Source organism: Mesorhizobium sp. B2-8-3 (assembly GCF_006440815.1).
In the GTDB taxonomy this organism is placed as follows: domain Bacteria; phylum Pseudomonadota; class Alphaproteobacteria; order Rhizobiales; family Rhizobiaceae; genus Mesorhizobium.
In genome coordinates this window covers 348,865-374,356 of record NZ_VFTW01000001.1, presented here as the reverse complement: position 1 = coordinate 374,356, position 25,492 = coordinate 348,865, and the positions used below count along the sequence as shown (strand labels likewise).

General features: G+C 62.9%; 27 protein-coding genes and 1 pseudogene. 7 read left to right on the top strand and 21 right to left on the bottom strand.

All coding sequences use genetic code 11. The annotated features are described in order from the left end of the window. From FJ418_RS02020 to FJ418_RS02000, 5 genes and pseudogenes are all read left to right on the top strand, one after another. Positions 1-330 carry a PRC-barrel domain-containing protein gene (locus FJ418_RS02020; protein ID WP_140646425.1) on the top strand — a complete coding sequence of 110 codons (330 nt, stop codon included), beginning with the start codon at positions 1-3 and terminating at the stop codon, positions 328-330. 161 nt (positions 331-491) lie between these two features. Continuing rightward, positions 492-1,106, top strand: a complete 615-nt coding sequence (locus FJ418_RS02015; RefSeq protein WP_140646423.1) for a hypothetical protein — start codon at positions 492-494, stop codon at positions 1,104-1,106. After that, complete coding sequence (locus FJ418_RS02010) at positions 1,103-1,495, top strand: phage holin family protein (protein WP_140646422.1); 393 nt, start codon at positions 1,103-1,105, stop codon at positions 1,493-1,495. Before FJ418_RS02015 ends, FJ418_RS02010 begins: the two co-directional genes overlap by 4 nt. Positions 1,496-1,551: 56 nt before the next feature. After that, positions 1,552-2,358 (top strand): hypothetical protein, encoded by an 807-nt coding sequence (locus FJ418_RS02005; protein ID WP_246672470.1) that lies wholly within the window; start codon positions 1,552-1,554, stop codon positions 2,356-2,358. A 76-nt stretch (positions 2,359-2,434) separates the two neighbouring features. Further along, positions 2,435-2,944: pseudogene (locus tag FJ418_RS02000) on the top strand (DUF892 family protein). A 240-nt stretch (positions 2,945-3,184) separates the two neighbouring features. Here FJ418_RS02000 and FJ418_RS01995 read toward each other — a convergent pair. The 10 genes from FJ418_RS01995 to FJ418_RS01950 form a co-directional block, all read right to left on the bottom strand. Further along, on the bottom strand, positions 3,185-3,598 hold the full coding sequence (locus FJ418_RS01995) for a c-type cytochrome (protein WP_140646420.1): 414 nt from the start codon (positions 3,596-3,598) through the stop codon (positions 3,185-3,187). After that, positions 3,579-4,457 (bottom strand): cytochrome c oxidase assembly protein, encoded by an 879-nt coding sequence (locus FJ418_RS01990; protein ID WP_140710519.1) that lies wholly within the window; start codon positions 4,455-4,457, stop codon positions 3,579-3,581. The genes FJ418_RS01995 and FJ418_RS01990 overlap by 20 nt, the downstream gene beginning before the upstream one ends. Further along, the gene (locus FJ418_RS01985) at positions 4,454-4,795 is read right to left on the bottom strand and encodes a hypothetical protein (protein WP_140646416.1); all 342 of its coding nucleotides are present in this window, start codon (positions 4,793-4,795) and stop codon (positions 4,454-4,456) included. The genes FJ418_RS01990 and FJ418_RS01985 overlap by 4 nt, the downstream gene beginning before the upstream one ends. A 1-nt stretch (position 4,796) precedes the next feature. Then, positions 4,797-5,402, bottom strand: coding sequence for a cytochrome c oxidase subunit 3 (locus tag FJ418_RS01980; protein WP_140710521.1), 606 nt, complete (start codon positions 5,400-5,402; stop codon positions 4,797-4,799). Continuing rightward, complete coding sequence (gene ctaD / locus FJ418_RS01975) at positions 5,399-7,375, bottom strand: cytochrome c oxidase subunit I (RefSeq protein WP_140710523.1); 1,977 nt, start codon at positions 7,373-7,375, stop codon at positions 5,399-5,401. The genes FJ418_RS01980 and ctaD overlap by 4 nt, the downstream gene beginning before the upstream one ends. Next, a complete protein-coding gene (gene coxB, locus FJ418_RS01970) occupies positions 7,372-8,385 on the bottom strand; it encodes a cytochrome c oxidase subunit II (protein WP_181166811.1) in 1,014 nt (337 codons plus the stop codon). Before coxB ends, ctaD begins: the two co-directional genes overlap by 4 nt. After that, entirely contained in the window at positions 8,382-8,915 is a 534-nt protein-coding gene (locus FJ418_RS01965) for a c-type cytochrome (protein WP_140654249.1), read from the bottom strand. Before FJ418_RS01965 ends, coxB begins: the two co-directional genes overlap by 4 nt. Next, complete coding sequence (locus tag FJ418_RS01960; RefSeq protein WP_226892155.1) at positions 8,912-9,715, bottom strand: substrate-binding domain-containing protein; 804 nt, start codon at positions 9,713-9,715, stop codon at positions 8,912-8,914. Before FJ418_RS01960 ends, FJ418_RS01965 begins: the two co-directional genes overlap by 4 nt. Before the next feature lie 46 nt (positions 9,716-9,761). Beyond that, positions 9,762-11,540, bottom strand: a complete 1,779-nt coding sequence (locus tag FJ418_RS01955; RefSeq protein ID WP_181166810.1) for a methanol/ethanol family PQQ-dependent dehydrogenase — start codon at positions 11,538-11,540, stop codon at positions 9,762-9,764. 92 nt (positions 11,541-11,632) lie between these two features. Further along, positions 11,633-12,355 carry a heme-binding protein gene (locus tag FJ418_RS01950; protein WP_140784784.1) on the bottom strand — a complete coding sequence of 241 codons (723 nt, stop codon included), beginning with the start codon at positions 12,353-12,355 and terminating at the stop codon, positions 11,633-11,635. Between the two features lie 1,168 nt (positions 12,356-13,523). Between FJ418_RS01950 and FJ418_RS01940 the strand changes: the two genes are divergently transcribed. Together FJ418_RS01940 and FJ418_RS01935 are read left to right on the top strand one after the other, a co-directional pair. Then, positions 13,524-15,449 (top strand): APC family permease, encoded by a 1,926-nt coding sequence (locus FJ418_RS01940; protein ID WP_140784785.1) that lies wholly within the window; start codon positions 13,524-13,526, stop codon positions 15,447-15,449. 133 nt (positions 15,450-15,582) lie between these two features. Then, a complete protein-coding gene (locus tag FJ418_RS01935) occupies positions 15,583-16,164 on the top strand; it encodes a sigma-70 family RNA polymerase sigma factor (protein ID WP_226892156.1) in 582 nt (193 codons plus the stop codon). Between the two features lie 299 nt (positions 16,165-16,463). Here FJ418_RS01935 and FJ418_RS01930 read toward each other — a convergent pair whose 3' ends face one another. The 11 genes from FJ418_RS01930 to FJ418_RS01880 form a co-directional block, all read right to left on the bottom strand. Continuing rightward, the gene (locus FJ418_RS01930; RefSeq protein ID WP_319023005.1) at positions 16,464-16,601 is read right to left on the bottom strand and encodes a hypothetical protein; all 138 of its coding nucleotides are present in this window, start codon (positions 16,599-16,601) and stop codon (positions 16,464-16,466) included. A gap of 192 nt (positions 16,602-16,793) precedes the next feature. Next, positions 16,794-17,012, bottom strand: a complete 219-nt coding sequence (locus FJ418_RS01925; RefSeq protein WP_140710529.1) for a hypothetical protein — start codon at positions 17,010-17,012, stop codon at positions 16,794-16,796. A 59-nt stretch (positions 17,013-17,071) separates the two neighbouring features. Beyond that, entirely contained in the window at positions 17,072-17,932 is an 861-nt protein-coding gene (locus tag FJ418_RS01920) for a class I SAM-dependent methyltransferase (protein ID WP_246677299.1), read from the bottom strand. Between the two features lie 49 nt (positions 17,933-17,981). Then, positions 17,982-18,974: a GNAT family N-acetyltransferase gene (locus FJ418_RS01915; RefSeq protein ID WP_140863293.1), complete on the bottom strand. Its 993-nt coding sequence runs from the start codon at positions 18,972-18,974 to the stop codon at positions 17,982-17,984. Continuing rightward, positions 18,974-20,035 carry a glycosyltransferase family 4 protein gene (locus FJ418_RS01910; protein WP_140710535.1) on the bottom strand — a complete coding sequence of 354 codons (1,062 nt, stop codon included), beginning with the start codon at positions 20,033-20,035 and terminating at the stop codon, positions 18,974-18,976. Before FJ418_RS01910 ends, FJ418_RS01915 begins: the two co-directional genes overlap by 1 nt. 18 nt (positions 20,036-20,053) lie before the next feature. Further along, positions 20,054-20,989 (bottom strand): beta-xylosidase, encoded by a 936-nt coding sequence (locus tag FJ418_RS01905; RefSeq protein ID WP_140863291.1) that lies wholly within the window; start codon positions 20,987-20,989, stop codon positions 20,054-20,056. Continuing rightward, positions 20,982-21,743 carry a TIGR04290 family methyltransferase gene (locus tag FJ418_RS01900; protein WP_140863289.1) on the bottom strand — a complete coding sequence of 254 codons (762 nt, stop codon included), beginning with the start codon at positions 21,741-21,743 and terminating at the stop codon, positions 20,982-20,984. Before FJ418_RS01900 ends, FJ418_RS01905 begins: the two co-directional genes overlap by 8 nt. Before the next feature lie 2 nt (positions 21,744-21,745). Beyond that, positions 21,746-22,549, bottom strand: a complete 804-nt coding sequence (locus FJ418_RS01895; RefSeq protein WP_140646384.1) for a sugar phosphate nucleotidyltransferase — start codon at positions 22,547-22,549, stop codon at positions 21,746-21,748. Next, complete coding sequence (locus FJ418_RS01890; RefSeq protein ID WP_140710539.1) at positions 22,549-23,646, bottom strand: glycosyltransferase; 1,098 nt, start codon at positions 23,644-23,646, stop codon at positions 22,549-22,551. Before FJ418_RS01890 ends, FJ418_RS01895 begins: the two co-directional genes overlap by 1 nt. A 14-nt stretch (positions 23,647-23,660) precedes the next feature. Next, positions 23,661-24,257, bottom strand: coding sequence for a histidine phosphatase family protein (locus FJ418_RS01885; protein WP_140654227.1), 597 nt, complete (start codon positions 24,255-24,257; stop codon positions 23,661-23,663). Next, a complete protein-coding gene (locus FJ418_RS01880) occupies positions 24,254-25,357 on the bottom strand; it encodes an inositol-3-phosphate synthase (protein ID WP_140654226.1) in 1,104 nt (367 codons plus the stop codon). Before FJ418_RS01880 ends, FJ418_RS01885 begins: the two co-directional genes overlap by 4 nt. Positions 25,358-25,492 lie beyond the last annotated feature (135 nt).

Genomic DNA, 25,492 nt, shown 5'->3' with positions numbered 1-25,492 from the left:
ATGGCGACTGTAAATCTCGAGCATCTTGCCGGCAGGCCCGTATTCTCCGAGCGCGGCAAGAGCATCGGCTATATCGAAGAGATCGTCGCCGAGCGGGACGGCGACGACCTCGTCGCCACCGAATTTCATGTCGGCATCTTCGCCGCGTTCGAGCGCTTGTCCGCTTCGACTATCGGCGCTGCATTGCTCGACTTCTTCGCGCTGAGGCGCCATGAGGGCCTTTATCGCATTCCCTGGGACAAGATCGATATTTCCGATCCGACACGCCCCCGGCTGCTTTGCCCGGACCAGGAGCTTGCCGCTTTGAGGGCAAAGCCCGAGAGCAAATGAGAATTTGCTAAAAAGCCGCTCGTCCAGGGGAACATCGCAGCCGGCGGGAAGTTCGGACTGCATCGAGGAGGCTGCATCATGAACAGTGTCATCTATCTCATTGGTCTGATCGTCGTTGTGCTCGCAGTGCTTTCCTTCCTCGGCTTTCACTAGGAGGCACCATGCAGCGCGAGGATGATCGGGACCCCCAGTCCGCCGACTTTGCCAAAGCGAAGGACGACATTTCCGACCGGATCCGGCAAGAAGCGCAGAGCGCCGGCGAAGCTCTCCACGATGCCCGCGACGAGGTTGCCCGCAGGGCTGGAGCGTATGCCGCCGAAGCCCAGCAGGCCGTCTCCGAAAAGGCCGAGCAGACGCAGCGCGATATCGGATCGAGCCTTTCGGCTTTCGGCGGCGCCCTGCGCGCCGCGAGCAATCACTTGGCTAACAGCGACCAGACTGCGGCCTCGAAGTTCATGCAGGAGGCCGCAAGCGGGCTCGAGCGGCTGTCCTCCTCGTTGAAAGAGAAGCCGTTCGGACAGGTGCTGGAAGACGTCCAGTCTTTTGGCCGCCAGAATCCTGGGGCGCTTCTTGCCGGTTCGGTTCTGGCGGGATTGGCACTTGGCCGCTTCATGAAGGCTTCGCCGCCCGGCACGCGCCGCCCGACGCAGGGCGCGGCAACGCCCGATCACCCCCGACAAACCGGCATGGGAACGAGCGCGCGCCGGCATAACGCTCCAGCAAATTGGGGTTCCGATGGCGGCATACCCGGGAAGGCAGCGGAGCTGAAGAAATGAGCACTGAGGACAATCCAAGTCTCGGCACATTGGTCGCCGATCTGGCGCAGCAGGTGAGCACGCTCGTGCAAACGGAGGCGAGGCTCCTAAGAGCGGAGATATCGGAGAACGCGACCAAGGCCGGCGCAGGCGCCGTGGAGGTGCTGGGCGGCGCGATATGTCTGCTCGCCGCGCTGCTGGTTTTGTTGCAGGCACTCGTCATCGCCCTGGCTCGCCTTGGTCTGGGCGCCGGGTGGTCCGCTTTGCTCGTCGGCGTGGTCGTTGCCGTGCTCGGCGTCATCCTGTTGCGGACCGGCATGGCGAGCATGGCGCCTTCCGAGCTCGCGCCGGACCGCACACAGGAACAGCTCAAGCGTGACGTGAACGTGATCAAGGAACAAGCGAGATGACCGAGAGATCCGCAGCCGAGCTCGAACGCGAGGCGGAAGCCACACGCGCAAGGGTGGTGGCGACCGCCGACTCCATTCGCGACAAGATGACCCCCGGGCAGCTCTTCGACGAGTTCACCGGGCTTTTCAGAGGCGGCGCGGGCTCCGACATGCTTCACAACCTGAAGGCCCAGGTACGGGACAATCCGTTGCCGCTGACCGTGATCGGCGCGGGCCTGGCCTGGCTGATGTTGGGCAGCGGCGCCTCCGCCACCCCGGCTGGTACCAATGGTGTGACGCGGCGCGGTCCTGGCCTCGATCATGGCGCATTCGGCGCTGGAATGGCTTCGAGCGCGTCGGATGCGGCAGGCTCTGTTGCCGAAGCCGCCAGCGGAGCGGCCGAAACTGTTTCGGGAATGGCAAGCGAAGCAGCCGGCACGGTGTCGAACCTGGCAAGCAGCGCAGCCGACACACTGGCGAGCTCGGCGGCGGCTGCGGCCGATATGGCGACGAGCGCCAGCCGATCGGCGCATGGTCTGCTTCAGGACCAGCCTCTCGCAGCAGCCGCCATCGGCCTCGCCGTCGGAGCTGCGATCGGCGCCATGCTGCCCCACACCGAGGTCGAGGATGAGCGATTGGGTGCCTATCGCGAGAGGCTTCGGGACAGTGCCGAAGACACTTTGAAAGAAGGCCTCGACACTGCAAAGCAAGTCGCGGCCGAAGCCTACCAGACGGCGAGCGACGAAGCCGGACGTCAGGCCTCGAGCGAGGGCACGCTGGCCGACAAGGCCGGCGGCGTTGTCAAAGCCGCGGCCGACAAGACCGACAAATCGATGCGGGAGAAACTCTCCGGTTCCGACCCGTCCTCGTCCCGGAAATCGTAGACGCTTTTCATCACGTTCAAGGAACAATGCGGGCCACCCTCGGTTCGGGCGGCGTCAAACTGATGGAGACACCGCAATGGCTGAATCGCGCGAATGGCTTGTTCAATGGTTGAGGGACGCTCACGCAATGGAGGAACAGGCCGAGACGATGCTGTCGGGCCAATTGAGTCGGATAGACAATTACCCCGAACTCAACGAGCGAATCCGTAGCCATCTGGAAGAAACGAAAGAGCAGGCCAGACGGCTGAAGACCTGCCTGGATGGCCTCGACGAAGGATCGTCCATGCTGAAGGACGCAGGCGGCAAGCTGACCGCCACCGCGCAGTCGATCAGCGGCGTCTTCGCCGGTGACGAAGTGATGAAAGGCTCTCTGGCGAGTTACACATTCGAGCATATGGAAATCGCGTCCTATACGATCCTCATCGCCGCGGCCAATGCCGTGGGCGAAGCCGAGATTGCCCGCGTGTGCAAATAGAACCTGCGCGAAGAGGAAGCCATGGCCGAGTGGCTGAAGGACCACCTTCCGCAGGTCACCCAGACGTTCCTGACGCGTGCGGACGCAGATAGCGACAGCGCCAAGCGCTGAGACGGCGGTTAGATCAATTCCAGGAAAAGTCTGAGCGGTTTTCCGCCCGGAATTGCGTCAAAACAAGGAGGTGGAGCATTTCACTGTTTCACGGAAACGGCGAACCGCCTCATCTTCTTGTTTTGACCCAATTCCGGGCGGAACCGCGGACGAGCGGCCTGCCTGTCTGCCTATTCGTCATTCTCATCCTGGAACCGCGGTGATCTTGCACGCGGCTTGCGATCTCGGTTCCCTTGCTGATCATCTCAGCCCGTATAGATAGGCCGCGATATCGCGCGCCTGCTGGTCGGTAATCCTCATCGATGGCATGGCGGTGTGCGGGTTGATTTCCCTTGCCGAGCGGATCCAGCGGATCAGATTCTCCGGATTGTTCGCCAGCACCCCGCCGATATAGACGCGGCCGGCGAGGCTGCCGTCGAGGCGCGGCCCGACCTGGCCTTGCGCTCCCGGCACGCCGGGAATCGTATGGCAGCCGGAACAGCCATTCGCGGTCATGATCGGAATGGCGCGTGCGCCCACGCCGCCAGTCGCGACATCCGACTCGTGCCGGACGCGATCGCGCCGGTCGGTCCATAAGGCCGCCAGGCCGACCGCGGCGAGCAGCAGGCTCATGGCCAGGGCGCCGCCGATAAGCCTAGCCAGGTCGGAGCGCATGCGTTGCCTCCCTGGTTCCGCTGTTGCTTATCCAAAGGCCGGCGATCAGCAAGGCCGCTCCGCCATAGATGAGCCCGGCCGGAACCCACATCACCAGCCCGGCGAGCTGCTGGTCCTCGATGGGACTCAGACCCCAGAGCGCGGCGCCGGAGGCATTCTCCGGATACCAGAGTTTGGGCGATACCAGCAGCAGGACGCCGAGCAGGCCGGTATGCAGCGACGTGAAGAAAAGATGCATGATGGAGCTACCATAGGTTTGCTGTCGGCCAGAGCGCGGCAGAAGCACCGACCAGAACAGCAAGGCAGTGCCGAGGAAGCTCGCATGTTGCGCATAATGCAGCACGCCCTGCTGTAGCGCTGCCTCGAACAGCGCTGGAATATGCCAGATCCAGATCGCTATCCCGTGAAGGATCGTCGCGTAGAGCGGGCGAGCGGCGAACGCCCAGACCGCCTGGAGCATCTTGCCATGGGTGAGTTTTCCTGTCCCCCGCCGAAGTGTGGCCGGCAACGCCCACATCAAGGCCGCGCTCGGGCAGGCGGCGACAAGAAGCGGCGCCGCCACGGCCATCAGCAACTCATGCTCGATCATGTGGGCTGAAAACACCCGCTCGCCGAGCGCATGGATCGGGCTCACCAGCGCTCCCGTCAACACGCCCCAGCCGGCGGCGAACAAAAGAGCCTGGCGAAGCCGCTCGGGTCGGCCTCGGCCGCTGCGGCGCCACAGCCGGCCTGCGCCGATCCCATAGATGAGCGCGATTGCAGCCAAGGGAAGCGCAATAGGAAACGCCAACGTCCATCCGGCCTCGGGCGCGCCGGCGCCGTAGCATATCGAGGTCGAGAAGAACGCATCGAAGCTCATCGCAGGCACTCGTCGAGGATAAGCGCCGCGCTGCCCTGCATGACGATGACGAGGGCAAACAACAGAGCCGCGAGCATGCCGAGATCGGCGACGAAACGTTCGGTGCTGCGCGTGCGCTCCGGCTTGAACGCGGCGCCGCCCTGCCGCTTCGCCCGCCATGACAGCGCGCCGCCGAGCAGCGAAAACACGGCGAGCAACAGCGCCGCCGGGAGCACGACCTGCACCTGACGATTGCACTGCCAGTGCACAAGCGCGTAGTTCAGCTGCGTCGAGATTGCCCAGGCCAAAGGCCCCGACAACAAACCACCCCAGGAGGTGCCTAGCCGCAGCGCACGCATGTCAGCCCCACCTCGGCAGCCAGTAGATGAGCAGGTAGATCGGGATCCAGGTGAGGACCACGAAGTCCCAGTAGAAAACATTGTCGCCGACATCGCCGAAGCGCCGGCCGTTATAGCCATGGTGCGTGAACATCAGCACCGTCAGAACGATCGTGTCGCCGACGTCGGTGATGAGATGCGTGGTGTGGAGACCAAGCAGCACCCACAGCATCGAGCCATAGGCGTTCGTGTCCCAATAAATATTCAGTGCCGGAAACTCGAACCAGCGCACAATGAGTGGCGCAATGCCGAGCAACGACATCACCACCATGCCGATCCGCACCGGCCCGATCGCGCATTCCTTGGCGTAGCGGTTGAGCATGTGGTTCGGCACCAGGCTGACGATGAGAAGCAGCGTCACGATCGTTCCCGGCCAGTGGTTGGGTTCCGGAGCGCTCAGACGCCAGTTGGGCCACAAGGTCGCCAGATAGAGGTAAGCGCCGGCCGCCAGTGCAAAGCCCGTCCCTTCCAGCGCCATGAAGCCAAGCGTGCCCCACCAGGTGGGACTGCCCGGACCATGTCCAAAGGTCGGGAGGCCGGAAAGATCTGCGGCGGGACGCTGGTTCATTCCTCGTCCTCCGGATCGTCCTTGGGCCAGAACCAGCCGATCAGGGTGATGGCGATCGGGCCCACGCCCCAGACGATGGCCCAGGGCGTGAAGATCGAATAAAGGAAGGTGCCGCCGACCGCGATCGCAGCCAGCAGCGGCCAGATCGACGGCGTCGCCGATTTCTCGCGGATGTCTGGATGGGCTTCCGCCACCGTCGAGATGACCAACTCGCGCACGTCGACGCGAAGCCCGGTCGCGACCGGGAGCGCCTCGCGTTCGGCCCACAGCGGCTCGACATTTGTCACGACCGGAATGCGCGCGAAATTGTAGCTGGGTGGCGGAGAGGAGGTTGCCCATTCGAGCGTGCCGGCGTCCCATGGATTGTCGCCGGCGGGCGCGCCGCGCAATGCGCCATGCACGAGATTGAAGGTGAACAGCACGAAGCTCAGGAAGAACAGCACCGCGCCGGCGGTGATGAAAAGATTGATGTTGCCCCAGTCAAGCTCGGCTGGATAAGTGTAGACCCTGCGTGGCATGCCCCACAGGCCGACGATATGCATCGGGAAGAAAGCGGCGTTGAAGCCGATCAGGGCCAGCCAGAAGTGCCAGCGCCCAAGGCGCTCGCTCATCATGCGGCCGGTGATCTTGGGGAACCAGAAATAGGCTGCGGCCAGCAGCGGGAAGACCGAGCCGCCGATCAGCACGTAGTGGAAGTGGGCGACGACGAAATAGGTGTCGTGCACCTGCAGGTCGAGCGGCACCGAGGCGAGCATGACGCCGGTGAGGCCACCAATGACGAAGATGAAGAAGAAGCCGAAGACGAACAGCAGCGGGGTGCGGATCACCGGTCTGCCGTCCCACAATGTCGCCAGCCAGCAGAAGATCTGCACGCCGTTGGGGATGGCGATCATCATGCTGGATGCGGTGAAGAAGCTGGCGCCGAGCTTCGGCAGTCCCGTCGCGAACATGTGGTGGACCCAAAGGCCGAACGACAGGAAACCGACAGCGATCAGCGACAGCACCAGCCCCAAATGACCGAACGCCGGGCGCCGCGCGAAGGCTGGAATGATGGAGGAGACCATGCCGGTCGCCGGCAGGAAGATGATGTAGACCTCCGGATGCCCAAAGAACCAAAACAGATGCTGGAACAGCAGCGCATCGCCGCCCTCCGCCTGGTTGAAGATGTGCGTGCCGACGAGCCGGTCGAGAATGAGGAAGGTCGACGTGATCATCACCGCCGGCATGGCGAAGACGATGACGAAGGAAGTGACCAGCAACGCCCAGACGTAAAGCGGTATCTTGTCCAGCGACATGCCGGGCGCGCGCTGCTTCAGCACCGTCACGATGGTGGCGACGGCGACCGACAGCGAGGACACTTCGGTATAGGTGATCATCTGCGCCCATACATCGGCGCGCTTGCCGGGACTGTATTCCGGCCCGGACAGCGGCACATAGGCGAACCAGCCGACATCGGGCGCCATCGAGAGGGCGAAGGATACCCAGGCGAAGATACCCCCCGAGACATAGACCCAGTAGCTGAACGCGGTGAGGCGCGGAAAGGCAATGTTGCGGGTGCCGACCATCAACGGCACCAGATAAATACCGGTCGCCTGCACGATGGGCACGGCGAACAGGAACATCATGGTGACGCCATGCATCGTGAAAAGCTGGTTGTAGAGATCCGGGCCGATGAGCCCGCGCTGCGGGCCCGAGAGCTGGACGCGCATGGCGACGGCGTTAAGCCCACCCAAGCACAGAAAAAGGAAGGCGGTGATGAGGTAGCGCCGTGCGATCACCTTGTGATCGACGCTCGAGAGCGCACCGATGATGCCGGGGGGCGTGCGCCATGTCCGCGCCAGCCAGCGATGCAGGCTGGCATCATCCAAGCCGGTGTCGCGCGGCCCATCACGCTCGGGTGCAAGATCGCCTTTGGCGGACACCTCGCGCTCGGGCGGCAGATCGCGTTCGCTGGTGAGATCCGCGCTGCTCATTTCAGCCCCTCGAGATAAGCGACGATGGCGTTGAGCTCGTCGCCGCTCAGATCGACAACCGGCATGTGAGAACCCGGCTTGATGCCTTGCGGATCGGCTATCCAGGCGGCGAGATTGCCGCGGCTCATCGTCAATGTTCCGGCCGCAAGCGTTTGCCGGCTGCCTATATGCGTCAGGTCGGGAGCGACCGTTCCTCCGGCGGGGGTGCCCCCGATCCTATGGCACATCACGCAGGGCCGCTTGAGAAAGAGGTCTTCGCCGGTCTTTGCCTCGTCGCTCGCCGGGCCAGCGGCCGGCTGCAACTGGTCGTTCCACCAGGCGTCGAACTTTGCCCGCGGCTCGGCGATAATGAAGGTACCCATATTGGCGTGCTGCGCGCCGCAGAACTCGGCGCATTGGCCGCGATAGACGCCGGGCTTATCCGCCTTGATGTCGAGCACGTTCATGTGACCGGGAATGAGGTCGAGCTTGCCGGAAAGGCTCGGGACCCAGAAGGAATGGATAACATCGGTCGAGGTGAGGAGAAGCCGAACCGGTTCGCCGGCGGGAATGTGGATCTCGTTCGCCGTCGTCAGGATGCGGCTCGGTGTGGCGTCCTCATAGCGCACCTCCCACCACCATTGATGGCCGGTGACGCGAATGGTCAGCGCGGCGTCCGAGCCGATCGCGGCGAGCGTCCTGTTGGCGAAGAAGCTCAGCAGAGTGAGCCCGATCAGGATGACGGCGGTCAGCCCGACGGCGGCCGTCACCACGCGCAGCTTCCGATTGTCCGCGCCGGCGTCAAGCACAAGCGGCTCCAACCGGTCCCGCGGCCGCATCATCAGCGGCGCGGCAAGAGCGATCATCACCAGCACCCACACCACCGCGCAAAGCCCGGTGAAGAACCAGATCAGCCATGCCAGTTCGCTCGCCGCCGGGCCCTTCGGGTCGAGCGCCGATTGCCAGCCTGCGCATCCCTGAAGAAGCAGGGCGATTGCCGTGGCGAACGCAATCGAGGCGAAGCGTTTCACGGCGACTTCCCCAGCGTGGCGGCGTCCGGCATGCGGTTTTCCGACGGATGCACCATCATATCGTCATTTCGGGAAGGCGCGGCGGAGGAGGGTGCGTTGCCGCTCAGCGAGCGAACAAAAGCTGCGAGCTCCCAGATCTGGTCGTCAGGGATCTTGTCGCGAAAGCTCGGCATGCCGTTCGGACGACCGTCGCGGATCGTGGCGTGAATGCTTTCCATCGAGCTGCCATAGATCCACTTTTCGTCCATCAGCGCAGGGCCCATGCCGCCGCCGCCATTGGCATGGCATCCTGAGCAGTTGAACCAGCCGAACAGGCGCTTGCCTTCGCTCAGATGGAAGGCATTGGCCTCGAAGCTCGCCGCCTTGTTGTCTGTGGGAGAGGGCCGCTGCCCGCCGGGTTCCAGAGTCGTCACCGGTGTCGGCTGCTCGCCGGAGCCGAGCGCCGACTGCGGCCGTGTGTCCCGCTCCTCGCGCTGGCAGGCCGCCAGCGCTAAAATCGCCAAGAGAAGCATGGCGGCGGTCGATCTCATCGCACCGGGCTCCCGGCCACGTCGAGACGAGGCACTCCATATTGCGTCAGAACCGCGTCGATCTCGGCTTTGTGTCTGGCAAGCGCGCTGTTCACATCGCTGCGCAGCGCATCGTCCTCGCGCCGAACGCCCATCGAGATGTCATACATCAGCGGCAATTGCGGCCCGTCGATGCGAGGCGTAACCGGCGTGATCCGGAGCGGCACCTTCTGCTTCTGGGCGAAATAGCCGGCGAGCGGACCCCAGACCACCGCGAGGTCGATATCGCCGCTCGCCACTGCTTCGACGATACGCGCCGGAGGATTGGGAGCGGAGTAGTCGCCATAGACGGGGTAGCCGATTAGATGCCCAATGATGCCGCGGCGGCCAAGCGCCTGGACAGGAGGCGAGTTGGCGCCGTCGTCGCCGATGAGCTGAACGCCGATGCGCAAGTCGCGCAGCCGCGGGTCGTTGAAGGAGGCGACGTCGGGGTCGTCCTGGCGAGTCACGAAGACATAGGAGGAGCGGTAGTAGGGCCTCGTGGTGCGCAGCATTTCGAGATTGGCCGGCGTACCGGGCACGAGATCGCAGAGACCCGCCTTCAGCGTGTTGCGCACGAAGCCGCGGCGCTGCGCCCACCAGGTGTAGGTCAGCTTCGCGCCGAGATCGGCGGCGATGATTTCGGCGATCCTGTTCTCGAATCCTTGTCCGGCCGCATTGGAAAAGGGCAGGTTGTTCGGGTCGGCGCAGACCCTGAGCTCACGAACGCCGGCCGTCGCCGGCAAGAGCAGCAAGGCGAGTGCGACGGTGCCGAGCGCCATTCGTGGGAACGCCTTCCGTGCCACGCCGTGGATCAAGCCGAACGCATCAGGGCAGCCGGAACACATAGAGCGTGCCTCCCGCCGTGGTCGCGTTCTTCAGGTCCTTCATTGCATTGACGAAACCGAGCGCGGCGCTGGCATCGCGCGGGTCGAGGTCGCCCGACACGATGGCGCCCGCCCAGCCGCCGACGCCGGATAAGACGGCGACATATTGGTGGCCGTCTGGGCCGCGATAGGTGATGGGTTGGCCTATGATGCCGGACGAAGTCTTGAATTGCCAAAGCAGGTCGCCGGTCTTTGCGCTCACTGCCTTGAACCAGCCTTCCATCGTTCCATAGAAGACCACGTCGCCGGCGGTCACGACCGCGCCGCTCCATACCGGGAAGTTCTCCTTGAGGCTCCAGGCGGGTTTCTCAGCCGCGATATCCCAGGCGGTGAAAGCGCCGCGATTGCCGCCCGGCCCGGGGATCATGCGCACGTTCATCCCCACATAAGGCGTGCCGGCGATGTAGTTCACCTCGACGCCTTCTTCGTCCATGCACAAATTGTTGTGCGGGATATAGAGCAGGCCGGTTTTCGGCGAGAAGGCGGAAGGTTGCCAATCCTTGAGGCCCGACGCGGTCGGGCAGATGTCGCGGACGACTTTGCCGGTGCCGGTCTGCTTGTCAGGGTTTTCGATCAGCCGGCCGGTCTTAAGGTCGACGCCCTTGCTGGAATTGACGGGACCATAAGGTTTTGCAGACAGGACCTCGCCGGTGGTGCGATCAAGGACATAAAGGTAGCCGTTGCGTTCCGGACGGACCAGCACCTTGCGCGGCTTGCCCTGCCAGTTCATGTCGAGCAGGACCTGCTCGTTGATGCCGTCATAATCGTGCAGGTCGTGTGGACTCCATTGATAGAACCATTTCGCCGCTCCGGTATCGGGATCGCGGGCGAAAATTCCCGATGTCCACTTGTTGTCGCCGGGCCGCAGATCCGGATTCCAGGGGCCGGGATTGCCAGTGCCGTGGAAGATCAGGTTGAGGTCCGGATCGTAGGAAATCCAGCCCCACATATTGCCGCCGCCGATCTTCCAGGCCTCGGGCGGCCATGAGGTGACGCCGAGGTCCTTGCCCTTGTCCATATCGTAGTGGGGCTTGAAGTCCGGTCCGATCAGCACGTCCTTGTCCGGCCCGGTGCCATAGGCCGTCCAGACGACGTGACCGTCGCCGGCGTCCAACGCCTTGACCCAGCCGCGAACGCCCATCTCGCCGCCGGAATTGCCGACCAGCACTTTGCCTTTCACCACAAGCGGCGCCATGGTGATGGTTTCGCCGATATTGATGTTGCCGATATGGGCGTTCCAGAGCGGCTGGCCGCTGTCCGCATCGAGCGCGATGGTGTGGCCGTCGAGCGTGTTGAAGAAGAGGCGCCCGTCCGCGAAAGCCGCGCCGCGGTTGACGACGTCGCAGCAGGCAACCCCTTGAGCGGCTGGCTCAGGATTGGGCTCGTATTTCCATTTCATCGGCGCGCCGGGCTTGGAAAGGTCGAGCGCGTAGACGATGTTGGGAAACGGGCTCACGATATACATGGTGCTGCCGACCACCAGCGGCGCTGCTTCCTGGCCTTTGTTCACCCCGGTCGAAAAGGTGAAGGCGACCTGCAGGTTCTTGACGTTACCCTCGTTGATTTCCGCGAGTTCGCTATAACGGGTCGAGGCGTAGTTCTTGGCGGGCATCGTCCATTGCCCGTCATCAGGCGGCGCGGCCGCCGGAGGCGGAGATATCGCCGGCGATGGGGGAGCTTCCGAAGCGGCTGTCAGCAAGGGGGCGCAGACCAGCAGCATGGCTGTAAGAACGCCAAAACGTTTTTGAGATACGGCCGGGCGGTCGGAATACGCGGCATCACCGCAGAATGTTGCAGTTTCGGTTGCTTGCTTCATTTCGGCGTCGAACCTCCGACGCCGGAACCGATTTCCGCCGCAATATCGGCCTCGCGACCGGCACAAAGCGGATGACCCCAGCCGGAGGCACTTTTCCCCCCGGGATCAAGATCGTAGATGATGGCGTCCTTGCGATTGGGATTGACGCCCGCCGGAACCTTGTCGAGGCCGAGAGCGGCGCGAACGCGCCAGGCGACATTGTGGTCGGCACAGGAGGAATCGCCGCTGATGCCGAGCGCCCCGACGATTGTCTTGCCGTCGTAAAGAGCCAGTCCCCCGCCAAACACGACGACGCCCCCGATCGACTTGCCAATAAGCGGGTCGTTGGCGCTGCCGAAAGTCTTGGGGTCACCGGCATAGGCTGCTGCCTGGTTGACGGGGCTGGTGGCCAGGAGACCGAACAGCGGCCCGCCCGGCTGCACCCCGGCATAGAGATTGGCTGTCGACAGCGCCATGTTGGCCAGGCTGAGCCCGTTGGCCGTATTGGCCTTCTCGGCCGCGATCAGCCGGCTGCCCGGCCACTGCGCATCGGCGGTAGGTCCACTGAAGGCAACGGCACAGACGGTACCGTCGCGGGCGACTATCGCTGCCCATTCATTGTTCTCGAAGCCGCCATTCGCGGGGCCGCCACTTGCCTTGACATTAGCCTTCAACGCCGAGAGCAGCTTATCGTGATCGGCCGAGCAGGGCGCCTGGGCCTGAGCAGTGCCTTGCTGCATCGAGCCAAACGCCAAGACCAGGAAACCCAGACCCAGTGACGAAAACCGACGATGAGCCATGGCCTCGAAGCACTCTGTTGAGGCTATTCAAACTGGCAACAGGCAGCTTTGTTCCTCCTTCATGAAAGGCGTTTGTAGCCGACCAAGTCCGCTGGCGTGGAAGGACGTCGAGCAACCGATTCAGTATGGATCAGTGGCCGCATCAGACGTGTCGGCGCCAGGTCGGATCATGGCATTGGGGCAGGGCTTGGCCGTTTTTGCGACCGCGGCAGGGTTACAAAACTGTCTTTACTCTGTCTGCCACGCGAATTCCCCGAACCGCTCGGCACGCCGATCGAGATGGCGAGAGTGGCTGCGTTGCGCTGTTGCCGATTATCCCAGCCTCGCCATCAGTAAGATTGGTGACCGGAACACGAGCCGGGCTTTGCAATCGAAGGACAGGCTTGCCGGAGCTATCCCGTCCGAAAAACACGATGCCGGCGGCTTGGAATGCCTGGCGCATGGCAAGCAGCTTTCCGGCGGGTGGACGGCCACCACGCTCAAACGCGCGAACACTCGCTTCGCTCAAATCACATTTTGCTCCAAGCCGCACCGGAGGACAGGTCAACCGGACACGGGCCGCGTTACCTGTTCTGGCGTTATAGAAGCCACCAAACGTCTCCACTGCTTTTGGTCCTGCCTCGAACTGGAAGCTCAAGAACATGTTCTATTGCCGGCAAATTCAGAAGGCGTCATGCCCCAGGACTGCCGTCTTGAGCCCCGCTTGGAACAACGATGAGGCGCGCGTTGTTCGATGGCAATGGAACAGCTTCGTTCAGATTTCGCGGCAATGGCGCAGCCGGGCTATTGGATTGCCCTCGCACTCGTCGTTATCCCATATGGAGTGGGCGTGTTTTTCCTCGTAAGGACTTGCCACTGTATGTGACCGCGTGCCGTGCTGCGGTCCAAGGCGACGCGATCTGCAGCAAATACAACGGACGGTCGAATGTCACGTCCCGTTACGGGCGGCAACAAGAGCCGCTATCGGGAGCTCGGTCGCTCTCCAGCAACGGGAACTGGTGATTTATAGCGACCGGCGCATTCCCGCCTGCACTCCGGGTCGGAAGTCGCAGTCGAGGAACATTCTTCTTTCCGCGCTATTCGGGAGGAGTTTCCCGGGACACACAACATGTCGATACTGGGCTGGATTCTCGGTCGCCGGCTGGCCAATCAGGAACAGTCGCAGCGCAAGATCGGTGTTTTCGAAGGCGTGCCAGCCATGGGCCTCGATGGGCTGGGTTCGTCGGCCTACGGTCCGGAAGCGGCGCTCACGATCCTGATCCCGCTCGGCGCGGCGGGTCTGGGCTATATCGGTCCCATCATGGGCGCCATAGTCGGTTTGCTCGCGGTCCTTTATCTTTCTTACCGCCAGACTATCGCCGCTTACCCCAGCAATGGGGGCGCTTATATCGTCTCGCGCCAAAATCTTGGCCGCAACGCCAGCCTGCTTGCCGCCGCCGCGCTGATGGTCGACTACGTGCTCAATGTCGCCGTAGGCATCTCTGCCGGCGTCGGCGCACTGGTGTCGGCGCTGCCTTCGCTGCATGCCTACACGCTTTGGATCTGCCTCGGGATCCTGCTTTTGGTGACCGTCGTCAATCTGCGCGGCACGCTCGATGCCGGCCGGCTGTTTGCCTTGCCGACCTATCTGTTCGTCGCGAGCTTCCTGGCGATCCTGGCGATCGGCGTCGCGAAGACGGTCGCCTCCGGCGGTCAACCGGTGCCGGCAATTCCACCGCCGCCCCTGCAGCAGCCGTTCGAAACCGTAAGCCTGCTCCTCTTGATGCACGCCTTTGCCAGCGGCTGCACGGCGATGACCGGCGTGGAGGCGGTCAGCAACGGCATGACCGCTTTCAAGGATCCGGCTGTCAGGCACGGCCGGCGCACGCTGGCGGCGATCTGTCTGATCCTTGGGCTGCTGCTCGGCGGCATCGGTTTCCTGTCGGCACACTACCGTATCGGCGCGATGGATCAGGAGAAGGACGGCTATCAGAGCGTGCTGTCGCAGCTTGCGCATGCCGTCGTTGGCGACGGTGTCTTCTACTACGTCGCCATCGGTAGCCTGCTTTGCGTGCTGGCGCTTTCGGCCAATACAAGCTTCGTCGATTTCCCCCGCCTTTGCCGCATGGTGGCGGAAGACGGGTACCTTCCCAAACCCTTCGCCATGGTTGGCCGGCGGCTCGTTTTCTCGATCGGCATCCTTTATCTCGCCTTGTCGACCGGACTGCTGCTGATCGTGTTCGGCGGCATCACCGACCATCTGATCCCGCTCTTCGCCATCGGCGCCTTTCTGACCTTCACGCTGTCGCAGACCGGGATGGTGATGCACTGGGTAAGGGCGCTTCGCACAACCAAGGACACGAACCGGACGGGCAACCACATGCATCTGGCGATCAACGCGTTCGGCGGCATAGTCACCGCGCTGGCGCTCATCGTGATTGTCGTCGCCAAATTCAGGGAAGGGGCCTGGATCACGGTGATCGTCATCCCGGTGGTGATCCTCCTCCTGCGGCTGGTGCGGCGCTATTACGACCAGCTCGAGGCAAGTCTGCGCGAGCCCGGCAAAGTCGATTTGAGCAGCACCGAGCCCGCTGTCGTTCTTGTCGTGACCCAGCAATGGAACAGGATGGCGGACAAGGCGCTCAGCTTTGCCTTTCACCTGTCCGGAGATGTCATCGCCGTCCATGTGGCGCGGCTGTCGGGCGAAGAGAGCGATGAAGAGCGCGCAATTCGCGGAAGGTGGTCGCAGGATGTGGAAGCGCCGGCGAGAGCGGCGGGCCTGCGCCCGCCGCGTCTTCTTCTCCTCAATGCCGACTACCGGCTGATGTACGAGCCGTTACTGAAGGAGATCAGGACGTTGCGCGGAGAGTTCGATGGCCGTCCCATTGCAGTGCTGCTCCCAGAGGTCGTGCCGCCCAATTGGTGGCAATATATCCTGCATACGCATCGCGCTCGCCGATTGCACGCCAAACTGCTCGAGTTCGGCGGGTCGGACATCGTGATCATTTCAATGCCCTGGTATATCGAAGAACCGAGGATCGAGGGGGCCCATTGAATGTTGCCGCTCCCTTCGATCACGCCACGTCGCCAAAAGTTTTGGCCGAGCGATGGAAAACAGGAACGTTCCTTTTTTTCAAACATTCTCTCTGGTCTGCACCTCGTAATTCCTACTTGCTGGGGCCGGAACATTGTCATCCAGAGAGCATAATCTGCCGAGCCCCAGCACCGAGGAGATCTCCATCGTCGATCTCATTCCTGCCTTACGGGCTTTTGCCCGAACCTTCTGTCGCGTGCCTGACGATGCCGACGATCTTGTGCAGGAAACGTTGGCCAAGGGGCTTGGCAATCTGGACAAATTCGAGCCCGGCACGCGCCTGAAGTCCTGGCTCTTCACCATCATGCGCAACACGCACTACACGCGTATCAAAGCGGCGGCGAGGGAGGCGCCCGGGCTGCTCGACTGCGCCTCCAGCCGTCCGACTTCAGAACCGTCCCAGGACTGGTCCGTGCAAAGCAGGGAAGTGCATCAAGCCATCCAGAAGCTGCCTTCCCATCAGCGTGAGGTTTTGATGCTGATCGGCGTACTGGGCGTAAGCTACGAAGAAACCGCGCAAATATGCGGCTGCGCTGTCGGCACCGTCAAAAGCCGTCTCAACCGCGCCCGTGCCGGCGTTCTGGAGTTCCTTGGGGAAACCTCGCCGCAAGTGCTGATCGAGCCACGAGGTCAATTTTCGGACAACCATTGGGATGCTGAGGGCGCAAGGCGCTAAGCGCGGCCAAATCCTACAGGCGCTGAGCTGCTCTCATGACTTTCGCCTCTCTCATCAACGAGGCCCAATTCAGGCCGAGCAGAGCAACAAGTTCGAGCGCTTGCGCTTCGGTGATGCCCGTCTTTGCGACCAGCCGCCGAGCGAGTTCGTCCACTTCCGGAGTTCTGCCAGCCATCGGGATGACCCCCCAAACGGCTACAACGATTCACTTATGTTAAGGTTCCACCGATCACGCGACAGCGGGCGATATTGATACCTGCCCGTCTCCGAGTAATGCTGCATCCTTGCCGGTGACGTCTTCAACCGCGCTCACCCGTCATGTCGCCTTTGCGCTTTTCGATCAGCGCCTTCTGCAGTTCGAGCGCAAGCCTTGTCAGCCGGTCAGGGACCTCTTCCCGCTCGATAGCATTCAACAGTGATGCGATCTCCTGGTCCAAGCTCAGGATCAACTGGGCGCAAAGATCGCGCTGACTCCTGTGAGACATCGCATTCTCTTAACAAATAGAGGCCCCTTCAAATCTCACAGGGGCATAGCCGACCAGCCTTTTCAAGGCGCTTGCCGCAGGCTGTGGGATTTCCGGTCCGTTGTCACCGGATTTCGCGGCAAGAGGTGATCTGGGAACATCAGCTCAATCCTCGGGAAGGCGGTTCGCCGCGTGATCCTGATACTGATCGGACGTAATCCGGTTGCCGTCGAGACCGCGTTGCTCGGTGTGCTGCTTCTTGTCCCGGTTGGACAGCACGTCGTTCTCGCCGACCACGTCCTTTGCAAGCGTCGCCTTCGCTCCGCTTCCGGAACCCTTGCCCTGGCTGCCGCGGCCCATCTGCTTCTTACCGCCGGATGCCATTTCCTTCTCCCTGTTCTGCAGGCGTGGAACTGTTCGGTGACCGAACTGCCGCCGGTGCGTTATGTTCCGCCGGCACGGCGGACGAGGAAGACCATGCCGTCCCAACTGCCGAACGGCATTTCACCGTCGACCGCAACGTCCATGCCGCATACATGAGAAAGACGGCTGATGTCGCGGGAATCGATGCCCGGCGATGTCCGATAGGAATAGTTGAGGATCGCTGCCATTCCTCCCCGTCGCAGGACGCGCGCGATCTCGCTGAAATGCCGCTCGGCAACCCCGGCGAGCACAAGGTAAGGAAAACTGTCCAGGGCCAGCACGCCGTCAAAGCTTGCATCGGCGAAATCACCGAGATCAAGGCCCGAGGTCAGGCGAAATTCCACATTGACAAGGCCGGCGCATCGCCGGCGCGCGATTTCGATCATCCGCGACGAGATATCGATGCCGACGACATATCCTGCCTGGGTGCCGAGCGCATGTCCGAGACGCCCGATGCCGCAGCCGATGTCCAGTATGTGCTTATGGGCACCAAGGAAACCCTGCTGTTCCAGCCATGAGACAATCTCGGCGGTCGTAGTCGAAAGCCTGTGCTCGTCGCCAAGCGAGGACAATTGGACGCTGGCCGCGGGAGATATGGCGGCCGCCCGATCGAAGCTGCCGGCCAGCCGTTTGACAGTCATGGCGGTCGGTTCGCTATCCGGCCGGTCATGCGACACGCAGGCAGCCGCTCTTCGGACCTTGTCGAAGGCATCCGCCTTGCCACGAAGCATCGTGGCGATCTCTTCCAGCCAGCATCGCCGGGGAGCATGGCTTGGACGCATATCCAGCGCGATATCCGCCAGTTGCGCCGCGCTGGTGGTCTTGTCAATATAAACGGCCAATCTGCCCAGCGCGTTGTCAACGGAAAGGCTGTCCGTCATGCAATCCTCGAGCAGCGCCTGGCAATCGCGCCTGATTGCTTCGCGATGTTCACGGCGACGCGCTCCTGGTCCACACCTTCTGCGCCGTCCAGCGGTCCTTCGCGCCCCAGCCATATTTGTAACCTTCTCTGCCGCGTAGGAAATCGAACTCCAGCGCGCCCTCGGTGGCGGCTCCGGTGATGGCATGCCCGATCAGAATCGCGCCGGGGCTTTCGTCGGCATAGGCCGGATCGAAACCGCCAAGGTACGCATAGGCCCGGTCGCGGTGATGAAAACCGTAATAGGCACCGATGACGAGATCGTCGATCTGGATCGTCAAGCATCGCGCCAGGCCGTTATCGGCAAGCCGCGGCAGGGCCCTGCGATGAAATTCCACAGCCGTGTCGGATAGCACGCCACCGCCATGGCCAGTCCAGCGCGCGCCATGCAGTCGGATGAGCCTGTCGAGAAATGTCTGCGGATCGGACTCGCCGCGGCTGACAATGACGGCTCCTCTTCGCCTGGCAGCTCTCTCGGCACGGCGCAACTGACGCCTTCGTCTCGCCGGAACCGAGCGGGCCAGAGTCCGATCGCCATCGAGCGACAGCACAGGACAGGCCGCGTGGGCCATCGATCTGCGCTCTTCGGCATTCGGCAGTTCAAGGCTCAGCGATATGGCATCGGCCGAGAGGTCGGGCAGGATCCACTGCGACCATTCCAACGACAGCGCCGCCTCGGCTATGGCGGCCTCAGCCTCCGCCTGCAGTTCCGGCGCGCATAAAATGTCGAGATAGTCGCTCAGCGAAATCCCGATGGGGAGCAGGCGCTGACCGCAATTATGCCTTTCGATATAGAGCGGCGCCAGTCCGGCGAGATCGTCTCCGCTCCACACGGCAATTGCCGTGAGATCGCCCGGCGCGAATGTACGCCACCAGGGGATGAGCCAGGCAGGAGATTGGAACGGTGTGGCCGAGATGCTTTGCCCCCAGAGCTGCCACCAGCACGGCTCCAGGTCCTCGAACGTCCCGGGGGCGCGAATGATCTCGGTGCGCAGACTGCCCATCAGCCGGTTCCCAGCAAAGCGCGACGGGTGCCAAGCTTCGCCAGCGCTTCGTAAGCATCCATGTAGGATGTGATCATGCGCTCAAGCGAGAAGCGGCGGCGCGCCTCGGCCCGGCATGCCTCGTCGTCCAAGGCTCCGGATGCGACAATGGCCTTCGCCATTTCCTCGACGTCATTGACCAGGAATCCGGTCCTGCCATGCTCGATGACATCGGGAAGGGCGCCGTTCGGGAAAGCGACGACCGGCGTGCCGCAGGCAAGCGCCTCCATCGCGACAAGCGAGCTTGTTTCGGCGGCAAGGCTGGGAACGACCAGGCAGCGGGCGGCGTTGAGCAGGCGCCGCTTGGCACAAAAGCCGAGTGGCCCGAGGAAACGCCGCTGCCGATCGAGCCGAGGGTGCACTTCGTCGGCGAAATAGCGCAGATGGGTCTCGTAGGGATAGACCTGGCCGGCGATCGCCAGGGGAATGCCGGCGCGCTTGGCCGCCTCTATCGCGAGATGGATGGCCTTTTCGGGACAGATGCGGCTGAGCACCAGCGCGAAATTGCGCCGCGATCGGGGCTGGTTCAGCGCCTTGATATCAACGCCGTTTGGAATAGGCTTCGCAAGTCTCGACCCTGCCGGCGCCGTCCTGTGCTGCGCCCACGAGACCGCGTGCAGCCACAGGTCCTCGCGTGGCGGGGCAAGCACCTCGGACGAATACCAGCCGAGCGGCAAGTGCAACGTCACCAGGGTTGGGCCCTCGGAAGGCAGATAGGCATCGAAGTCGATCCCGTGGAGATGAACAACGTCGATGTGCCAGCGCGCCCGGGCGGCCGTGATCGCATCGCGATGCGCCTGCTGGGCCCGGTCCTTCGCCGCCTTGTCGAGCACGCCTGCTTCGGCCGGTGTTTCCACCAGGACGCCAGCCGTCTTTGACCCATGGCAGGCGACGACAACCGACCGGTGGCCTTTCTCAACCAGCCCCCGGTCCAGCGCCGACAGCACCTGCTCGGCGCCGCCGACCGCATCCGGCCCGACGGGCGCGAGGGGGTAGGCGACGTTGAGGACGGTCAGTGTCATAGCCGATCGAGCCGGAACTCACCATGCTGCCGACACACGTAGCGTTGGTGCCATGTCATCGCTGATCGCCGGAGCGTAGCGGCGGATCATCGCCGCGCAGAACTCGGCGAATTCCTCCGGCACTTGGGGCGGGCTGGTGTGATGGGGCTGCAGACCGCGATGTTGCGGCGTGAAGCAGAAGGTGACCGTGACGTTGAAATCGGCAAGCGCTTCCATCTGACGATCGAACCAGCCCTGCGCATTCGGCCGAAAACTGTCGGCCCAGGATAGGCCTGTGCGCAGATGCGTAACGCCCAGACGGTGCATCCAGGCAACGGCATCATCCAGCCGATGGTCCTCATAGTGGAACCACTGCACTAGGCCCATTTGCGGAGTGTGGCGCGCGAACTCCTCGAGCGCCGGCTTGGGCGTGCCGTCCTCGCGCAGCAGGCCCATGTGGAAGTGCCTGTAATAGGACGAGCCTTCCGCTTCCCGATGGCGCGTCGTCGCCTCCCAGGAACGCGGCAGATCATAGAGGCTGTACCACTGCACGCGTGGCGCGAGGCTGAGCAAAAGGTCCGCCGTCCGGCGCAAGCCCCAAACTTGCACCTCCTCGGCGCCGAAGGTAGACACACCGACTTCGCTGACCCAGACCGGAATATCGGCGACTGTAGCAATCTCACCGAGCTTGTGAGGCCACTCGTGGATCTGCCAGAGGTTCCAGTCGAGCGGGAAGCCATGCACTGCGGCGGCATCGACGTGGTCAAGCACGCCGAACTCCTTCATGCGCGTCATGAAGCCAGCATCGATCGGGGAAATGCCGCCGAGGACCTTGGTGATTGCCGGGTTCTCGCGGCCTATCGCATCGGCAGCCATGATCGCCATCGTGGCAAAACGGCTCCAGTCGGGGTCGAGCTCTGGGTCCCAATGCGATTTATTGTTGGGCTCGTTCCAGATCATGGCGGCTTCAATCATCGGTCTCTCCTTTCGAAGGATAGACGGCGCCGCTGCCTGTCGGGTCGTCGGACGCGCGGCAGAAATAGACCTCGTCTTCCGGATGCAGCAGGATGTCGAAACCAGCGCTGCGCAGCATCGCTTCGGTGCAGGCGCGGTTCGGGATCCACCAATTGGTCGGGTCGTCGGCGTAACGATGCTCGATGAAATGCAGCTTTGGAAATTCTGGCTGGTCGAACAGATCGCGCGTCCAGAAATGGTAGTTCTGTTCGAGCGGTAAGACTTTGCCGCTGCCGCGCTGCATCGACTGGAAGATTATCAGGTCGCCCGCGACATGCGCTCGGATCAGGTCGAGCGCCAGCAACGGGTGGCGCAGGTGGTAAAGCACGCCCATGAACAGCACGATGTCGAAGCGTTCGCCGAGCGCCCCGACATCGTAGACGGACAATTCTCGGAACTCTATGTCGCAGTCGGCGATCTCGGCGGCGAAGCGGGCCTGGGCGAGATAGGCTTGGTCGAAGTCGATTCCGAGCACGCGAGCGGCGCCGCGTTTCTTCATTTCGATCGAGTAGAAGCCGGCGTTGCAGCCGATATCGAGCACCGACTTGCCCGAAAGATCAGTCGGAATGGCATCCGCGAATTTGCGCCATTTGATCAGCGGGTAGTTGCCGAGGAAATGATCGGGAGCGGTCTCCACGCCCGCGAGCTCCATATTGTGAAACCAGGGCCCCAATGCGTCGATGCGGCGGCGTATCTCCGTGCTGGAATGGGGCATGACTAAGCTCCTTCGCTTGGGAGGAGTGGCACAGGCGAGCGGTCTTGCCGGGCGAACATCGGCGGGACTTCGTCTTCCGCGGCGCCGTTGTTTTCCAGCAGCCTGAGTGCCGTGCGATAGCCGTTGAAAGTACCGACATCGACATAAGCCGTCCCGGCCTTGACGCCGTAAGCCTCGCCTCCGCCGGCGAGATAGGCGTTGACCAGAGTGCCCAAATACTCGTCCACGCCGTCGCGCTGGCGCCACAGTGCCGCCAGTTGAAGGAAGATACGACCCGGCATCTTGAAGGCGCCCCAGACCCAGTTTGTCGCTGCGTCAGCTTGCTTGACCTGGATCTGCTCGACCCGCCCGTTCCGATCGAGGACGACGGCGTCGAACAGGTCGGGGCGATCGACCGGAAACATCAGGAAAGAAAGCTGGTCGTCGGCCAGGTGGCAGAAGCCGTCTTCAGGAAACCAGATCGTGTCCGGCAGGCCGATCAGGACCGTTTCTTCCGGCGTCACAAGCGGTGTCGCGCGGAAGATCGCGTCGCACAGTCCAACCGGAGAAGGCTGCGCCACGAAGATCGCCGTGGCGTCGTCGTAGCCGGCGGCGTAGTATTCGAGGATGTCCGACTTGCCGGAACCGATGATGAAGCAGATGCGGTCGACGCCGTTACGGACCATCCGCCGCACCAGATATTCGCTCACCGCGCAAGGGCGTTCGGTCTGGCCATCCAGTCGGCTGCCGACCGGCAGCAGTTCCTTGGAAAAACCCAGCGGTTGAATGCGGCTGCCGCGACCTGCGGCAGGCACGATGCCCAACATCAGACGACTTCCTCCATTGCTCCACCTGCCGTGGACACGGCGGCGTTCAAGATGCGATCGAGTTCGGCGGCGCGGTGCGCGGACGTGTGCTCGTCGAGAACGCGTTCACGGGCGCGGCGGCCAAGCGCCTCGATTTCGCTGTCCGACTGGCCAAGCGCGGCGACGACATCGTCGGTAGTGTGTGCCAACAGAATCTCGCTGCCGGGCGTGAAGAAGCTGTCCAGGCCGGCCCAGTCGTCGGAGATGATCGCGGCGCCGCATGCGGCTGCTTCGAACAGACGCCCTGATGGGCACCAGCCCTTTCGCGCCATCGCTTCACGGGTGACGTTCAGCGTCAGGCGCGAGGAGGAAAAGAAGGCAGGGTGATCGGCGGGCGGCAGGTGCCGGACGAAATAGATGTTGCCGCTCCAGGGGAAGTCCTGCGGGTATTGCGCCCCGCCGATGATGAAACGTCGGTTTGGAAGCCGGGCGGCGGCAGCGACAAGCAGTATTTCGACGCCTGCCTGCCGATCCTCGGCGTAGGTCCCGAGATAGGATAGGTCGCCGGCGAACTCGGGCCTTGGCTGCGCCGGCTGGTGACGGTCGGGGTCGACATGGCCGTAGAGCGGCAGGACGTGGCGCACGCCGAGAATGCGCTTCAGCGCATCGATCGCCGGCCCTCCTGTATAGCTGAGGACCAGATCGAAATCGCGCAATCCTTCCGGCTCGAAATAGGCCGGGTAATCACCTCGCTCGATGCTCGCCAGCGTCACCGGTGTATCAAGGTCGTAGAATACTTTCAGGCCGCGACAGCGGTCGTTGGCGAGCCGCGAGGCCTCCACGGCATCTGGACAATAGGAGGTGACGATGACGACGTCGGCCTGCCGTATCGCTGCCTCGGCCTCTTGGCGGATATCCTCCCAATCCGGGTAAAGAACGACACCGCCGCCGCTCAACCGGTCGATGTCCCTGGCGCCGGCATAGTACGGTGTATTGCGCTCGAAGAAGCTGATCGACCAGCCAAGCGGTGCTAGCGCGCTAATCAGTCCCCGCCAGAGCGTGGCATGCCCATTGCCCCACGACGATGTAACGGTCAGACCGAATATGACCATGCGCATGGGCGACCACTCCCTCAGGCAACTTCATTCAAACGGATCAGTTTGGAGCCCCAGTCGCCGTGGACGACTGTTGTGATGGAGGCCGGCGCGATATCGAAGCGAAAGCAGTCGCCAAGCTGCAGGCCGAGGATCGCGCAGACAGCCGCCTTGATCACATCGGCATGACTGACAAGCGCGATGCACTGACCCTGTCCATTCTCGCGCAGCGCGTCCATCAGGCCGATCATCCTGTGCTGCACATCCAGCATGGTCTCGCCGCTCGGCGTGCGGGCGCTCTGGCGCTGGTCGTTCCAAAGCCGCCAGCTTGCATCGCCGCTCAGTTCTTCGAATGTCTTGCCGGACCACTCGCCGAAGTCGATCTCGTCGAGTTCCTTGCAGATCGCGATCTTCTCAATCTCGCAAGCGATGGCGATCGGCTTCGCTGTTTCCAGCGTGCGCTCGCGCGGACTGCTCAAGATCGCCGCGAGCGGCTCTCGCGTCAGTCGCCGCGCGAGGTGCAGTGCCTGCGCCTGGCCGGCTTCGCCGAGGCGAACGCCTTCGAGCCGCCCGGCCAGGTATGAGCCAACATGATCATGCGCCGCGTGGCGGATGAGAAAGAACGTCGTGGTCATTCGGCGGCGTCCAGCATAGGCTTGTCGTTACCGGCGATGAAGGCGAGCGTGCGCAGGCGCGCTTCCGCGTCGGTGAACTGCTCCGGCGGCGACTTCATGAAGTAGCTGCTGGGGCCTGTGAGCGCGCCGGCGATGCCGCGGTCGAGGGCGAGCTTTGCGCAGCGGAGGGCGTCGATGACGACGCCGGCCGAGTTGGGCGAATCCCAGACCTCCAGCTTGAGCTCGGCATTGAGCGGCACGCCTCCAAAAGTAGTGCCTTCGACACGGATATAGGCCCATTTGCGATCGGTCAGCCACGGGACATGGTCACTGGGTCCGACATGGATGTTGCCGGCCTCAAGCGGGACGTCGATCTGGCTGGTGACGGACTGCGTCTTCGAGATCTTCTTCGATTCCAGCCGCTCGCGCTCGAGCATGTTGAGGAAGTCGGTGTTGCCGCCGAAGTTGAGCTGATAGGTGCGATCGATGCGAACGCCGCGCTCACGGAAGAGATTGGCGAGCAGCCGATGCACGATGGTTGCACCGACCTGGCTCTTGATGTCGTCGCCGACCAGGGGAAGGCCACGTTCCTCGAAGCGCTTGCGCCATTCCGGCCGCGAGGCGATGAAGACAGGGATGCAATTGACGAAAGCGCAGCCGGCCTCAAGCGCGCATTCGGCATAGAAGCGCGTCGCCTGTTCGGAGCCGACCGGAAGATAGGATATCAGCACCTCGACCCCGCTCCCGCGGAGCCGGGTGGTTACGTCTGCGGCCGGTTCATCCGACTCTTCGATCTCCTCTCGGAGATATTTGCCGATGCCGTCGAGTGTTGGACCGCGCTCCACACGAACGCCGGTCGGCGCGACATCAGCAAAACGAAAGGTGTTGTTGGGCGCGGTGTAGATCGCTTCCGCCACATCGCGTCCAACCTTGTTTTTCGCGACATCGAAGGCGCAGACGACCTCAATGTCGTCGACATGATAGCCGCCGAGATCGGCATGCATCAGCCCGGGGATCGGCTCGTTGCCGTTGACGTGGCGATAGTAGGAGAGACCTTGCACAAGAGATGACGCGCAATTGCCCACGCCGACGATGCCGATACGAACTTTCTTCGATGTCACGAAACCGCTGCCCCTTTTGGTTGGAGGTAAGTTCCTCGCCGCCGAACCGGGAGCGGCCTCGAATGTTCCGTGGCGCCGCGAAAAATTGCCCGGCGTCCGAAAATTGCTGGGCTGGGTTGCGGATCAAAAGAGACG

Coding starts and splice junctions, on each gene's coding strand:
- FJ418_RS02020 (WP_140646425.1), top strand. CDS start 1: ATGGCGACTGTAAATCTCGAGCATCTTGCCGGCAGGCCCGTATTCTCC.
- FJ418_RS02015 (WP_140646423.1), top strand. CDS start 492: ATGCAGCGCGAGGATGATCGGGACCCCCAGTCCGCCGACTTTGCCAAA.
- FJ418_RS02010 (WP_140646422.1), top strand. CDS start 1,103: ATGAGCACTGAGGACAATCCAAGTCTCGGCACATTGGTCGCCGATCTG.
- FJ418_RS01995 (WP_140646420.1), bottom strand. CDS start 3,598: ATGCGCTCCGACCTGGCTAGGCTTATCGGCGGCGCCCTGGCCATGAGC.
- FJ418_RS01990 (WP_140710519.1), bottom strand. CDS start 4,457: ATGAGCTTCGATGCGTTCTTCTCGACCTCGATATGCTACGGCGCCGGC.
- FJ418_RS01985 (WP_140646416.1), bottom strand. CDS start 4,795: ATGCGTGCGCTGCGGCTAGGCACCTCCTGGGGTGGTTTGTTGTCGGGG.
- FJ418_RS01980 (WP_140710521.1), bottom strand. CDS start 5,402: ATGAACCAGCGTCCCGCCGCAGATCTTTCCGGCCTCCCGACCTTTGGA.
- ctaD (WP_140710523.1), bottom strand. CDS start 7,375: ATGAGCAGCGCGGATCTCACCAGCGAACGCGATCTGCCGCCCGAGCGC.
- FJ418_RS01965 (WP_140654249.1), bottom strand. CDS start 8,915: ATGAGATCGACCGCCGCCATGCTTCTCTTGGCGATTTTAGCGCTGGCG.
- FJ418_RS01960 (WP_226892155.1), bottom strand. CDS start 9,715: ATGGCGCTCGGCACCGTCGCACTCGCCTTGCTGCTCTTGCCGGCGACG.
- FJ418_RS01955 (WP_181166810.1), bottom strand. CDS start 11,540: ATGCTGCTGGTCTGCGCCCCCTTGCTGACAGCCGCTTCGGAAGCTCCC.
- FJ418_RS01950 (WP_140784784.1), bottom strand. CDS start 12,355: ATGCAGCAAGGCACTGCTCAGGCCCAGGCGCCCTGCTCGGCCGATCAC.
- FJ418_RS01940 (WP_140784785.1), top strand. CDS start 13,524: ATGTCGATACTGGGCTGGATTCTCGGTCGCCGGCTGGCCAATCAGGAA.
- FJ418_RS01925 (WP_140710529.1), bottom strand. CDS start 17,012: ATGGCATCCGGCGGTAAGAAGCAGATGGGCCGCGGCAGCCAGGGCAAG.
- FJ418_RS01920 (WP_246677299.1), bottom strand. CDS start 17,932: ATGACGGACAGCCTTTCCGTTGACAACGCGCTGGGCAGATTGGCCGTT.
- FJ418_RS01915 (WP_140863293.1), bottom strand. CDS start 18,974: ATGGGCAGTCTGCGCACCGAGATCATTCGCGCCCCCGGGACGTTCGAG.
- FJ418_RS01910 (WP_140710535.1), bottom strand. CDS start 20,035: ATGACACTGACCGTCCTCAACGTCGCCTACCCCCTCGCGCCCGTCGGG.
- FJ418_RS01905 (WP_140863291.1), bottom strand. CDS start 20,989: ATGATTGAAGCCGCCATGATCTGGAACGAGCCCAACAATAAATCGCAT.
- FJ418_RS01900 (WP_140863289.1), bottom strand. CDS start 21,743: ATGCCCCATTCCAGCACGGAGATACGCCGCCGCATCGACGCATTGGGG.
- FJ418_RS01895 (WP_140646384.1), bottom strand. CDS start 22,549: ATGTTGGGCATCGTGCCTGCCGCAGGTCGCGGCAGCCGCATTCAACCG.
- FJ418_RS01890 (WP_140710539.1), bottom strand. CDS start 23,646: ATGCGCATGGTCATATTCGGTCTGACCGTTACATCGTCGTGGGGCAAT.
- FJ418_RS01885 (WP_140654227.1), bottom strand. CDS start 24,257: ATGACCACGACGTTCTTTCTCATCCGCCACGCGGCGCATGATCATGTT.